Genomic DNA, 11,392 nt, shown 5'->3' with positions numbered 1-11,392 from the left:
TGCCCGTCCCGTACCTCGCCATGGACAGCAAAACCATTCATGATTAATCATAAGTGGTATGAGCAAATTCGATTTCATTGACCTCGACGGCAAGGTTCTACGCACTTTTTTGACGATACTCGAAGAAAACTCGGTCTCGAAAGCCGCAGATCGGCTGGGGGTTACGCAATCTGCGATCAGTCATACTCTGGCCAAACTGCGGCAGGTCCTGGGCGACCCGCTGTTTGTTCGCTCAGGTCAGGGTCTGACACCAACCGAACGGGCCCTGTCCCTGAAAGAGCCTGCGCAAAAGGTACTGGACGGGATGCGCGCGCTGACCGACGGCCGGCCGTTCGATCCATTGTCGGAACAGATCAACATCCGCATCGCCACCAATGACATGCCACGAGAGCTGATCTTTCCACGGTTGCTGCGTGACACACGCGCCGAAGGCGCGCGCCTGCGGTTGGAATTCATCCCATCGGGTGTGCCCGACCCCGAATTGTTGCGCAGCGACCGGTGCCAGTTGATGCTGACCCCGCTGCCGCCCGACGGACCGGATATTTTCCAGAAAAGACTGATCGAAAGCCCGCTGATGGTGTTCTACGACGCCACGCAACGCACGCCCCCGGACAGTTGGGAAGACTATTGCCACAGCGACCATGTCGAGGTGCGATTTGCCGATGGCCGAAACGCCCGTGTCGTCATGCGCGGCGTTGATCAAAGCCAGATCAATCCTGCGGTTGTAACCCTGCCGCATTTCAACGCGATCCCGGCCTTTGTGCAGGGCAGCGACCTGATCTCGACAGATACGGCACTGATGAAACAGGGTCCGTTGGCCGCGCTGGATTGCGCACCTTTACCCTTCGCCTGTCCCCCTGTGTCCATCTACATGGTCTGGCATCAAAGATCGGCCAATGACCCCGCTCACCGCTGGTTACGCGACCGGATAGAAGCCATCGCAGCGTCCCTTCAGACTTGAGACAGCCGTCAGCTGCGCATAACCAAAGCCAGGTTCGGCTACGGGACACGGTCACGAGTACTCAACAAAACTGATTGGTCAAACCGCAAATCATTCGCCATCCTGAAACCAAATCAAAACGGAGATCGCAGATGGAGAAAGTAGCACTTATCACGGCAGGCGGCAGCGGCATGGGCGCGGATTCCGCGAGGCGGCTAGCCGCAGACGGTTTCAAGGTCGGGATTCTGTCATCCTCGGGCAAGGGCGAAGCGCTGGCGCATGAGTTGGGAGGCGTCGGTGTAACCGGCTCGAACCAGTCCACGGAGGACCTGCAAAAGCTTGTTGATGCGGCCATGGCCCATTGGGGGCGTATTGACGTTCTGGTCAATTCTGCTGGTCACGGCCCCCGTGCCCCGATCCTTGAGTTGACGGACGAAGATTGGCACACCGGTATGGATGTCTATTTTATGAATGCCGTCCGCCCCTCGCGGCTTGTGACGCCGATCATGCAAGCGCAGGGCGGTGGGTCGATCATCAATATCTCAACCTTCGCCGCGTTCGAACCTGACCCGGTTTTCCCGACCTCGGGCGTGTTTCGCGCCGGGCTGGCCGCCTTCACCAAGCTGTTCTCGGACAAATACGCTGCCGAAAACATCCGCATGAACAACATCCTGCCCGGTTTCATTGACAGTCTGCCCGAAAAAGAAGAATTCCGCGCACGCATTCCCATGGGGCGCTATGGGCGCAGTTATGACGAGGTCGCTTCGGTCGTGGCCCTGCTGGCATCCGAAGGAGGTGGCTACATCACCGGGCAGAATATCCGGGTTGATGGTGGCATCACCCGCTCGGTCTGAGTTCAGATCCGCGCCTTTATCAGATGTGTCAGTGCCGCGCCGGATTCAAAAAAGGCGCGGCGCACGCGCGTCCAGCTTTCGCGATGCTCACGCACCGCAGGAACGGGCAAAAGCGAGGGGTCACCTGCAAGAAGACTTTCGGCCATCATTCGACCGAACACCGTGCCGGGGCCGATACCACGGCCGGAATATCCGTGCGCGGCCAGAGCGTTGGGGCCAATCTGCGTGATTTTTGGGATATGGTCCGAGGTCATGGCAATCCGACCGTGCCAACCCTGTTCAAACGGCTGATCTGCAAGCTGAGGATAAAGGTTGGCCAGTTTGCGTCGAACCCAGCTGACATGCACACTGCGACCTGCATTCCCCAGATCGCCCATGCCGCCAATGATCATCCGCCCCGCCTGATCCAGCCGGAACGACGTCATGATCAGCCCGGTATCCCAGCACCCTTCTGCCTGCGGCAGGATGCTGGCGCGCAGATTATGTGAAAGCGGGGTTGTTGCGTATTGAAAGTAATAAACAGGAACATAGGCAGGCGCAGTATCTGGCAAGCCAAGGTGATAGGCGTTGGTTGCCTGAATGACGGACCTCGCCCTTACGTTCCCGCCCGGTGTCGTCAAAACCCATTGCCCACCTTCGTGCCGAAGGGTCTGTACCGGGCTTTGTTCATGGATCTGCGCCCCGGCCTGGGACGCGGCACGCGCCAATCCCATGACATAAGCCAAGGGTTGTATGGTTCCTGCGCGAGGATCGAACAACGCCCCATGGAAAGCATCGCTACCGGTCCGGTCACGGGCCTGATCCACCGACAGCAGCGCTACCGGCGCGCCGGACCCGCTTAGCTGCGCATGGCGCGTTTGCAGGTCCTTCAGCCCCGAGGCGGAATGCGCGCAATGCAGGGTTCCATTGCGAATGGGTTCGCATGTGATGCCGTGTTCTTCAATCAGGGAAAATACGTCCGACGGTGCCTTGCCCAGCAGATCGATCAGGCGATCGCCAGCCTCTGCACCGATATGCGCGCGGATGTCATCCGGTGGTAGCCACAGCCCGGCATTGACCAGACCGACATTGCGCCCCGACCCGCCAAACCCGATCTTCTGCGCTTCCAGCAAACAGACCGAAGCGCCGGACCGGGCTGCCGTCAAGGCAGCTGAACACCCGGTATATCCGCCACCTATGATGGCCAGATCAACGGTTGTGTCACTTCTCAGCGGGAGAGCTGTGACTACTTCGGTACATGTAGTCCGCCACAGGGCTTGTTCGGGATCGTTCACGTCAGACCTCTGAGTCTTTTCGGCGGATCATCATACCGCTGCACGTCCTTTGCAAGTGGGCAACTGCGGTCGGGTCAGCAACAAAAAAACCCCGCAAGCACGGGCTTGCAAGGTCCAACAGAAGCGAACATTCCGTCAGGAATGATGACATCTGGCAAGAGGCTGCCCGGATACCTTCAGACGTCGAGCGACCTTGCAATCACCTCTTTCATGACCTCGTTCGTGCCACCGTAAATCATCTGCACGCGCGCGTCTGCGTAGAGACGGGCAATTGGATATTCCATCATAAAACCATAGCCACCGAACAGTTGCAGACATTCGTGCATGATTTCGTTCTGCACCTCTGACCCCCAGTACTTGGCCATCGAGGCGGTTGCCGCGTCCAGTTCACCTGCCTCCAGCTTGCCGATACAGTCATTGACGAAACTGCGCAGAACCTCGGCCTTGGTCTTGCATTCCGCAAGCTTGAAACGTGTGTTCTGGAAATCCATCACCCGCTGACCGAACGCTTTGCGCTCCTGCACGTACTTTACCGTTTCGGCAATGGCAAAATCGATCGAACCCAGCGCCATGATCGCGATGTTCAGCCGTTCCCACGGCAGTTGCTTCATCAGCTGGTAAAACCCCTGCCCTTCCTCGGGGCCCAACAGGTTTGTCATCGGCACTTTGACATCTTCGAAGAACAGCTCGGCCGTGTCGTTGCCCTTCATCCCCAGTTTCTTGAGGTTGCGCCCCCTGCGAAACCCCTCGGCCCCTTCGGTTTCGACCACGATCAATGACACACCCCGCGCGCCCTCGGACTTGTCAGTCTTGGCGGCCACGATGATCAGATCCGCCGTCTGGCCATTCGTGATGAAGATTTTCGAGCCATTCAGCCGGTAGGAGTTTCCGTCCTTCTCAGCCGTTGTGCGCACAGCCTGAACATCCGAGCCGGTGCTGGGTTCCGTCATGGCAAGCGCGCCGACCATCTCACCCGAAGCCAGTTTGGGCAGCCATTTCCGTTTCTGATCTTCGCTGCCATAGGCGGTAAGATAGTGGGTCACGATCGACTGAATACCATAGCCCCAGCCAGCGTCGCCCCGTGCACCCTGTTCGTACGCGGTGATGGCGTCAAAGCCCATACCGCCGCCGACGCCGCCATATTCTTCGGGGATTGCACCAGCCATCAGGCCAGTTTCACCAGCCTTGCGCCAGAAGTCGCGATCAACGGCCCCGTTTTCAATCCAGGCTTCGATATTCGGTGACAGTTCATCATCCATGAATCGGCCAGCCATATCCGCAAACATGCGGTGTTCGTCAGTGATCCATGCCGCGGTCGAAGTGAAAAGTGACATCAAAGGCTCTCCAATCTGTCTTTCGCGAAAGCCTAGCGTTCAGCCCGATTCCCGCCAATCCACGTGACGTGGCGTTCCGACTTCGAACAACGCAACGTTTCTTTGCTAGGTAACTTTAAGAACCTGCTTGTTTAAAAGGAAATTAACTCAGCGCCAATGCCAGCAAATGCTGTGCCGCATCTCTGGCGTCTTCCGCGGGATCACAATTCTTGAGCAAAACCGCAGACACGATTGCCCCTTCCTGCAACAACACGATCTGGCTGGCGAGTTTCTGAGGATCACGCGCACCTGCCTGTTCGGCGACGGACGTGAAATGCTCCAGCAACAGCTGTTTATGTTCGGCTGCCTGCACATGGATCGGATGGTCTGTTTCCTGATATTCTGCCCCGGCCTTGATGAACATGCAGCCCCGGAACCCATCTTCCTCGAACCATTCCTTCAAGGCATCAAAACTGACGATGAGTTGCTCGGCCGGTGTATCCGACATCTCGTCAATGCGCTGAAAGAACCACTCCCGAAAATTCTCATCCCGCAGACGCAGAGCGGCTACAATCAGGTCTTCTTTAGTACGGAAATGTTTGTACATCGACGTTTTCGAAACGCCCGTTTCCGCCACCAGCTTATCCATGCCGGTCGCGTGAAACCCGTCGCGGTAAAAAACCTTCAGGGCTTTGCGGACAAGTTCATCCCGTTTGTTTGGACGCATGATTCGGCTCCATGGTGTACCGTTCTGTACATATTGCCCCGGAACATGAAGTACAACCGGCCCCACCCAAAGCATTGTTTTCATTATAATTCATGGCTCACCTTAAACTGCGAGGAAAATTTTCAGCTTTTCCTCTTGCAAAAGTTAACAGATCGGTACACCTTATTGCTAAGTTTACCGATCAGTACACCAGAGGATTTGACCGATGAAACGTCGCGCCAGCATATTCCCCCCTCAGTACGTTCCATTTCTTCTGACACTGGCCATTCTTGCCGCTTCTCTGACCTGAAAGCCCCCTGCACCATGTCTCGACCCCCTCTTCCCCCGTTCACGTTGGAAACTGCCACGCAAAAAGTGCGCATGGCAGAGAATGCCTGGAACAGCCGCGATCCCGACCGCGTCACCCCCGCATACACAGATGACAGTCAGTGGCGAAACCGGGCGGAATTTCTGTCAGGGCATGACGAAATTCACGCCTTCCTAAGCCGTAAATGGCACAAGGAGCTGGACTATCGGCTGATCAAGGAACTCTGGGCCTTTACCGGTAATCGCATCGCAGTGCGTTACGCTTACGAGTGGCACGACGATAGCGGTCAGTGGTTCCGGTCATATGGCAACGAGAATTGGGAATTTGCCGAAGACGGACGCATGTCGCATCGGCATGCCTCGCTGAATGATCACCCCATAGCCGAAAGCGACCGCTTGTTTCATTGGCCATTGGGTGAACGCCCAGATGACCATCCCGAGTTGTCTGATCTGGGTCTTTGAAAGGACATACTGTGCCGCGTGCGTTTTCAGAACTGACCTTCACCCCAACCGTCCGCGCCCATCAGGAGCGGATGGGATCGGCAAAAACCTATGCCAAATTCATTGAAGGTGGCCCGCAACAGGGCCATCTGATCGGCGAACCCGAAAAACAGTTCATTCAGGCGCGCGACGGGTTTTATCAATCCTCGGTGTCTGAAACAGGCTGGCCTTATGTGCAGTATCGCGGCGGGCCAGTCGGGTTTCTTAAGGTGCTGGGGCCGCAAACCATCGGATATGCCGATTTTTCGGGCAACAAACAGTATATCTCGCGTGGGAATCTGGATGGCAACGATCGGGTCGCGATGATCCTGATGGATTATGCAAACCAACACCGTTTGAAGATCCTGGGGCGTGTCGGATTCACGGAAGGTCAAGCAGCGGCAGCCAGCTTGTATCCGGAAGGGGCCGAAGCCCCCGCAGAGCGGGCCGCGATCATTCGAGTTGAGGCGCTTGACTGGAACTGCCCGCGCCACATCACGCCGCGTTTCACCGAAGCCGAACTGCGCCCGCATCTTAACTGTCTGGGCCAGCAAATGGCGCAGTTGCAGGCCGAAAATGAAAGGCTGAAACAAGAGCTGTCAAAGCTCTCGTGACGCGCAAGACACCGCAAACTTTGTTGAGTATTTACAGGGAATAAGCCAATGGTTCGTTCGGTCTTTCAGCTTTCTGCGGCGTGCCTTGCCGGAGCAGCCCTGATTCTTATGATCATGATGTTTGGTTTTTTTGCTTCGCCTAGCGCCGTCCGGACGTCACCACCTTCTGTGTTCAGCACCATCCTGTTCAACCATTTGCAGCAATAGCAATGCTGCGCGTTCAACCGCGACTGGTCTGAACCATCGCTTCGATACCGGCTGCACAAAAATCGATCAGGCGTTCCACCTCTGACTCTCCGCCGCCTTGCGACAAAGCCCCGACCCGCCAGCCACTGTTGAGATGCGCCAGCGTTGCCGACACGGAATAAACCTGGCCGCTGGCCAGCAGCGCAGGGTCAACATCCGGATAAAGCGCAGCGATTTCGTCGATAAAAAGCCGGGCGGTCGGGTCGAAACACTCAGCCGCTATATCGCGCCATCGGGGATCGACCGAGACATGCGCCACAAGGCGCCCATACGCCATCCATCCCGAACCGCCTGTTTCTGTCAGTTCCACATAAGGCCGGATAAAACTGTCCAGAATGCTGCGCAATGTTAGCGTACCTGCTTTTCTTGCCTTGGCCAGCGCATCGGTTCTGATTTGTGCCAGCTTGCCCGCACGGCGTTCGATCGCTCGAAAAAACAGCTCCTCCTTGCCGCCGCCATGGTGATGAACAAGGCCAACCTGAACGCCTGCAAGCGCAGCGATATCGCGGATCGACGCGCCTTCGAATCCGCGTTCGGCAAAGACTGTTTCGGCCGCGTCCATGATCCGCGCTTTGGTTTCCAAAGATCGCTTGGACGGTGCCCTTTGTCTTGGCTTTTCTGCGTTTTTCAGCGTCATAAAATTCACCTTGCCTTATTTTGGTCGTTCGTTCAATTTAAACCTCGCGAACTTTGGGAGGGTTCATGACAGAAACGCGCGACACATTCGCCCTGATTGGGGCGGGGCCAATGGGTTTGGCCGCGGCCAAGGTGCTGAAAGAACAGGGGATCGCATTTCAGGGGTTTGAGTTGCATTCGGATGTGGGCGGTCTGTGGGATATCGATGCCCCACGATCAACCATGTACGAGTCGGCGCACCTGATCTCATCCAAGCGTATGACCGAATTTGCGGATTTCCCCATGGATGACGCGGTTGCCGAGTACCCCTCGCACCGGGCGATGTGCGACTATTTCCGCGCATTTGCGGACCGTTTCAGGTTGCGAGAGGGTTACAGATTCAATGCAGAAGTCACTCAGGTCGCTCCGCTGGGCAATCCGGGTGACGGTTGGCGCGTGTGCTGGCGGGATCAGGATGGCACCCATCAGGCCGAATTCGCCGGCGTACTCATTGCGAACGGTACCCTGTCGGAACCTAATATACCCAGCTTTCCGGGTACATTTGACGGCGAGTTGATCCATGCCTCGCAATATCGGTACCCAAGCCAATTCGACGGCAAGCGTGTGCTGGTCGTGGGCGCAGGCAACTCCGGCTGTGACATCGCCGTCGACGCCATCCACCACGCGAAACGCTGCGATCTGTCGATGCGGCGCGGGTATTATTTCGTCCCGAAATACGTCTTTGGCAAACCCGCTGACACAATAGGTGGAAAGATCCGTCTGCCGATGTGGCTGAAGCGTAAGGTCGACAGCCTGATCCTTGGCTGGTTTGTCGGCGATCCACAGAAATACGGCTTTCCCAAACCGGATTACAAGCTGTACGAAAGCCACCCTGTGGTGAATTCGCTGGTTCTGTATCACGCAGGCCATGGCGATCTGAGCATCCGCCCGGATATTGCCCGGCTGGAGGGCCTCACCGTGCACTTCAAGGACGGCTCCTGCGACGACTATGACATGATCCTCGCCGCGACCGGATACAAACTGCATTACCCGTTCATCGACAAGGGCCTGCTGAACTGGCAGGGCGACGCCCCGCATCTGTATCTGAACACGATACATCCCGAACGGGACGATCTGTTCGTGCTGGGCATGGTCGAAGCCACGGGCCTGGGCTGGCAGGGCAGGCACGAGCAGGCCGAGATGGTGGCGCGCTACATCAAGGGGCTTCGACACGGCTGCCCCGTGGCAGCCGATCTGCACGCAGAAAAGCAAAAAGACTATGCCCGCGCCACCGGAGGCATGAACTATATCGATCTGCCCCGCATGGCCTATTACGTGGACAAGAATACCTACAGAAAGGCTGTCACCGGCTGGATCGACCGGCTGCGGAAGGCCGCCGCATGAGTGGTATTGACCAGATCACACTGAATTTCAGTCCGGCGTCTCTGACGCTGTTGAATGCTATTCTGGCGATCGTGATGTTCTCGATTGCCATCGACCTTACGCCTCGGGATTTTGACCGTTTAAGGCGCGCACCCAAACCAGTGGTTGTCGGATTGTTTTCACAACTCGTCGTCCTGCCTGCGCTGACCTTTGTGATGGTGTGGATTACCACACCGCAACCGTCAATTGCGCTTGGCTTGATCCTTGTCGCGGCCTGCCCAGGGGGCAATATCTCGAACTTCATCACCCACCGCGCGGGCGGGAATGCAGCGCTTTCGGTGTCGATGACAGCCTTCGCCACCATCTGTGCGATCTTCATGACACCTTTCAATATTGCGCTTTGGGGTGGGCTTTACCCACCGACCCGCGCAATCCTGCAACAGACCCAGATCGACCCAATGCAGATCGCAATCCTGGTCGGTCTGATGCTGATCCTGCCGCTGGTTCTGGGAATTACGCTGAATCAACGCCTCCCCGCCTTGACGGCACGGTTGCGCGCACCGCTGCAACTTCTGTCGATGGGTATCTTTGCTGGGTTTATCGTACTTGCTCTGGCTGCCAACTGGGGGTTTTTCCTTGGGTTTGCCGGGGCTGTTGCCGGGCTTGTAATCCTTCACAATGCCCTGGCGCTGGGGGGCGGTTGGGTTGTGGCCACTCTGACCGGGCTGTCCCCCTTCGATCGCCGCGCCATCACCATTGAGACCGGCATTCAGAACTCCGGGCTTGGGCTCGTCCTGATCTTTGCATTCTTCAACGGTCTTGGCGGCATGGCCGTGGTCGCTGCATTCTGGGGAGTATGGCACGCTATCTCGGGCCTGGCTTTGGCTTCGGTCATGGCACGAACCGAGGCCGCGCGATGACCCGCATCCTGATTACCGGCGCTGCCGGGATGGTCGGGCAAGCGCTGTTGCCCGAATTTGTTGGGCACGAGGTCTTTGCAACCGATCTGAAACGCCCGGTTAACCTGCCGGAAGACGCCTCATTTTTGTCCATGGATGTTACAACCGACGCTCCTGCACGTGTGATTGCCAAGGTGAATCCGGATGTGATTGTGCATTTGGCTTCTGTCGTAACGCCGCCGCCGAAGATGGGGCGCGCGACAGCCTATGCTGTCGATGTCGAAGGCACGCGAAATGTGGTGAATGCCGCCATCGCAAACGGGGTGCGCAGACTGGTCGTTACGTCTTCCGGTGCCGCTTATGGCTATCATGCAGACAATCCTGTGCCGTTGCGCGAAGGCGATCCATTGCGCGGCAACCCCGAGTTTCCTTATTCAGATCACAAGCGTCAGGTCGAAGAGATTTTGGCCGAAGCCCGCTGCACCGCCCCCGATCTTGAGCAGGTTGTTCTGCGTGTGGGTACAGTTCTGGGAGCCGGAACCGAGAACCAGATCACCGCCCTGTTTCGAAAGCCCCGGTTGCTGGCGGTGTCCGGCAGCGAAAGCCCGTTTGTCTTTATCTGGACCCGGGACCTGGCACGCATCCTTCAGCGCGCAGCAACCGACGGACCAGCCGGGATTTACAACGTCGCCGGTGACGGCACGATGGGTGTGAACGACTTGGCGCGCGCCATGGGAAAACCGGTTCTGCGCCTCCCCCCCTGGGTGCTGAAAGCGGCCCTAGCCTTGGCTCGCCCACTGGGTTTATCTCGCTATGGGCCGGAACAGGTACGGTTCCTTCAATATCGGCCAGTTCTGGATAATTCCGCCCTGAAATCTGAATTCGGCTATACGCCCGAAAAATCCAGCGCCGAGGTTTTTGCGCTGTGGCAACGGCAGGCCGGGTTATGAAAACCGCGGTCATCTCTGGCGGTGCGGGCGGTTTGGGACAGGCTCTAAGCCGTGCACTGCAAGCCCGTGGGTGGCGGGTGGTGCTGTTGGATCTTGATGTGTCCGGTCTGCAAACAGAACCGAACCAACTGCCAATTGCCTGTGATCTGACTGACCCCGAACAGCTTGCCAACGCAGCTCAAAGGGCGATCACGTCAAGCGACAGCATTGATCTGGTCATCTACAACGCCGGGGTTACGCAAATTCGGGGGTTTGACCAGTCCGACACGGCCAGTCACCGTGCACTGTTTGATATCAACTATTTTGCAGCCGTTGAGATGGCTCGCGTATTTTTGCAGCCTCTCCGCGCGTCAAAGGGAACACATCTGGCGATCTCGTCGGTGGCTGGTTTCGCTCCGCTCTGCCATCGCACGGCTTATGCAGCCTCAAAACACGCGCTTGAGGGTTTTTTCAAATCGCTTCGATCCGAAGAAAAGCCACATGGCGTTCAGGTTCAGATTGCAGCGCCGTCTTTTGTGGCCACCAACCCCGGCAACGCAATGGAGCAACCCGATGGAACCGCGCGTCCCGGATCGGCCAAGGACGGAATGGACGAAATGAGCCCCGAGAGTGCCGCCATGGCAATCCTGCGCGGACTGGACAAATCGCAGCCCATGATCCCGGTCGGACGCGTTGCACACTTATCGTGGTGGCTCAACCGTCTGTCCCCAAGCCTGTATCAGCGCTTAATGGAGCACAACATGCGCGGGCCGGGATCGTAGAATTTTGCCGTGAGCCCCTTGACCTTCCTG

The 11,392-nt window shown here is 57.3% G+C and carries 12 protein-coding genes; 8 read left to right on the top strand and 4 right to left on the bottom strand.

The annotated features are described in order from the left end of the window. Positions 1-58 precede the first annotated feature (58 nt). Both AC2FPW_RS21835 and AC2FPW_RS21830 read left to right on the top strand, forming a co-directional pair. Positions 59-961: a LysR family transcriptional regulator gene (locus AC2FPW_RS21835; RefSeq protein ID WP_496815370.1), complete on the top strand. Its 903-nt coding sequence runs from the start codon at positions 59-61 to the stop codon at positions 959-961. Between the two features lie 131 nt (positions 962-1,092). Next, positions 1,093-1,794, top strand: a complete 702-nt coding sequence (locus AC2FPW_RS21830; RefSeq protein WP_480482134.1) for an SDR family oxidoreductase — start codon at positions 1,093-1,095, stop codon at positions 1,792-1,794. A gap of 2 nt (positions 1,795-1,796) precedes the next feature. Here AC2FPW_RS21830 and AC2FPW_RS21825 read toward each other — a convergent pair whose 3' ends face one another. From AC2FPW_RS21825 to AC2FPW_RS21815, 3 genes are all read right to left on the bottom strand, one after another. Further along, positions 1,797-3,068 (bottom strand): NAD(P)/FAD-dependent oxidoreductase, encoded by a 1,272-nt coding sequence (locus AC2FPW_RS21825; RefSeq protein WP_496815369.1) that lies wholly within the window; start codon positions 3,066-3,068, stop codon positions 1,797-1,799. A 176-nt stretch (positions 3,069-3,244) separates the two neighbouring features. Next, positions 3,245-4,402, bottom strand: a complete 1,158-nt coding sequence (locus AC2FPW_RS21820) for an acyl-CoA dehydrogenase family protein (RefSeq protein WP_496815368.1) — start codon at positions 4,400-4,402, stop codon at positions 3,245-3,247. Positions 4,403-4,544: 142 nt separating this feature from the next. Further along, complete coding sequence (locus AC2FPW_RS21815; protein WP_496815367.1) at positions 4,545-5,108, bottom strand: TetR/AcrR family transcriptional regulator; 564 nt, start codon at positions 5,106-5,108, stop codon at positions 4,545-4,547. A gap of 303 nt (positions 5,109-5,411) precedes the next feature. Here AC2FPW_RS21815 and AC2FPW_RS21810 point away from each other — a divergent pair, with 303 nt between their 5' ends. Both AC2FPW_RS21810 and AC2FPW_RS21805 read left to right on the top strand, forming a co-directional pair. After that, positions 5,412-5,876, top strand: coding sequence for a nuclear transport factor 2 family protein (locus tag AC2FPW_RS21810; protein ID WP_209504702.1), 465 nt, complete (start codon positions 5,412-5,414; stop codon positions 5,874-5,876). Positions 5,877-5,887: 11 nt separating this feature from the next. Further along, complete coding sequence (locus tag AC2FPW_RS21805) at positions 5,888-6,508, top strand: pyridoxamine 5'-phosphate oxidase family protein (RefSeq protein ID WP_496815365.1); 621 nt, start codon at positions 5,888-5,890, stop codon at positions 6,506-6,508. Between the two features lie 220 nt (positions 6,509-6,728). Here the strand turns inward: AC2FPW_RS21805 and AC2FPW_RS21800 are convergent, their stop codons facing one another. Then, positions 6,729-7,391, bottom strand: a complete 663-nt coding sequence (locus tag AC2FPW_RS21800) for a TetR/AcrR family transcriptional regulator (protein ID WP_496815364.1) — start codon at positions 7,389-7,391, stop codon at positions 6,729-6,731. 65 nt (positions 7,392-7,456) lie between these two features. Between AC2FPW_RS21800 and AC2FPW_RS21795 the strand changes: the two genes are divergently transcribed. From AC2FPW_RS21795 to AC2FPW_RS21780, 4 genes are read left to right on the top strand one after another with little or no spacing between them, the layout of a single operon-like run. Next, positions 7,457-8,773: a flavin-containing monooxygenase gene (locus AC2FPW_RS21795; protein WP_496815363.1), complete on the top strand. Its 1,317-nt coding sequence runs from the start codon at positions 7,457-7,459 to the stop codon at positions 8,771-8,773. After that, on the top strand, positions 8,770-9,672 hold the full coding sequence (locus AC2FPW_RS21790; RefSeq protein WP_480899430.1) for a bile acid:sodium symporter family protein: 903 nt from the start codon (positions 8,770-8,772) through the stop codon (positions 9,670-9,672). Before AC2FPW_RS21795 ends, AC2FPW_RS21790 begins: the two co-directional genes overlap by 4 nt. Beyond that, positions 9,609-10,601 carry an SDR family oxidoreductase gene (locus AC2FPW_RS21785; RefSeq protein ID WP_496815361.1) on the top strand — a complete coding sequence of 331 codons (993 nt, stop codon included), beginning with the start codon at positions 9,609-9,611 and terminating at the stop codon, positions 10,599-10,601. The genes AC2FPW_RS21790 and AC2FPW_RS21785 overlap by 64 nt, the downstream gene beginning before the upstream one ends. Next, positions 10,598-11,362, top strand: a complete 765-nt coding sequence (locus tag AC2FPW_RS21780; RefSeq protein WP_496815360.1) for an SDR family NAD(P)-dependent oxidoreductase — start codon at positions 10,598-10,600, stop codon at positions 11,360-11,362. The genes AC2FPW_RS21785 and AC2FPW_RS21780 overlap by 4 nt, the downstream gene beginning before the upstream one ends. The last annotated feature ends 30 nt before the right edge of the window (positions 11,363-11,392 follow it).

Source organism: Ruegeria sp. SATB027 (genome assembly GCF_059613825.1).
Note: the sequence above shows the minus strand (reverse complement) of the source record. Positions and strands in the feature narration are given on the sequence as shown.

Coding starts and splice junctions, on each gene's coding strand:
- AC2FPW_RS21800 (WP_496815364.1), bottom strand. CDS start 7,391: ATGACGCTGAAAAACGCAGAAAAGCCAAGACAAAGGGCACCGTCCAAG.
- AC2FPW_RS21795 (WP_496815363.1), top strand. CDS start 7,457: ATGACAGAAACGCGCGACACATTCGCCCTGATTGGGGCGGGGCCAATG.
- AC2FPW_RS21785 (WP_496815361.1), top strand. CDS start 9,609: ATGGCACGCTATCTCGGGCCTGGCTTTGGCTTCGGTCATGGCACGAAC.
- AC2FPW_RS21810 (WP_209504702.1), top strand. CDS start 5,412: ATGTCTCGACCCCCTCTTCCCCCGTTCACGTTGGAAACTGCCACGCAA.
- AC2FPW_RS21815 (WP_496815367.1), bottom strand. CDS start 5,108: ATGCGTCCAAACAAACGGGATGAACTTGTCCGCAAAGCCCTGAAGGTT.
- AC2FPW_RS21790 (WP_480899430.1), top strand. CDS start 8,770: ATGAGTGGTATTGACCAGATCACACTGAATTTCAGTCCGGCGTCTCTG.
- AC2FPW_RS21820 (WP_496815368.1), bottom strand. CDS start 4,402: ATGTCACTTTTCACTTCGACCGCGGCATGGATCACTGACGAACACCGC.
- AC2FPW_RS21830 (WP_480482134.1), top strand. CDS start 1,093: ATGGAGAAAGTAGCACTTATCACGGCAGGCGGCAGCGGCATGGGCGCG.
- AC2FPW_RS21835 (WP_496815370.1), top strand. CDS start 59: ATGAGCAAATTCGATTTCATTGACCTCGACGGCAAGGTTCTACGCACT.
- AC2FPW_RS21780 (WP_496815360.1), top strand. CDS start 10,598: ATGAAAACCGCGGTCATCTCTGGCGGTGCGGGCGGTTTGGGACAGGCT.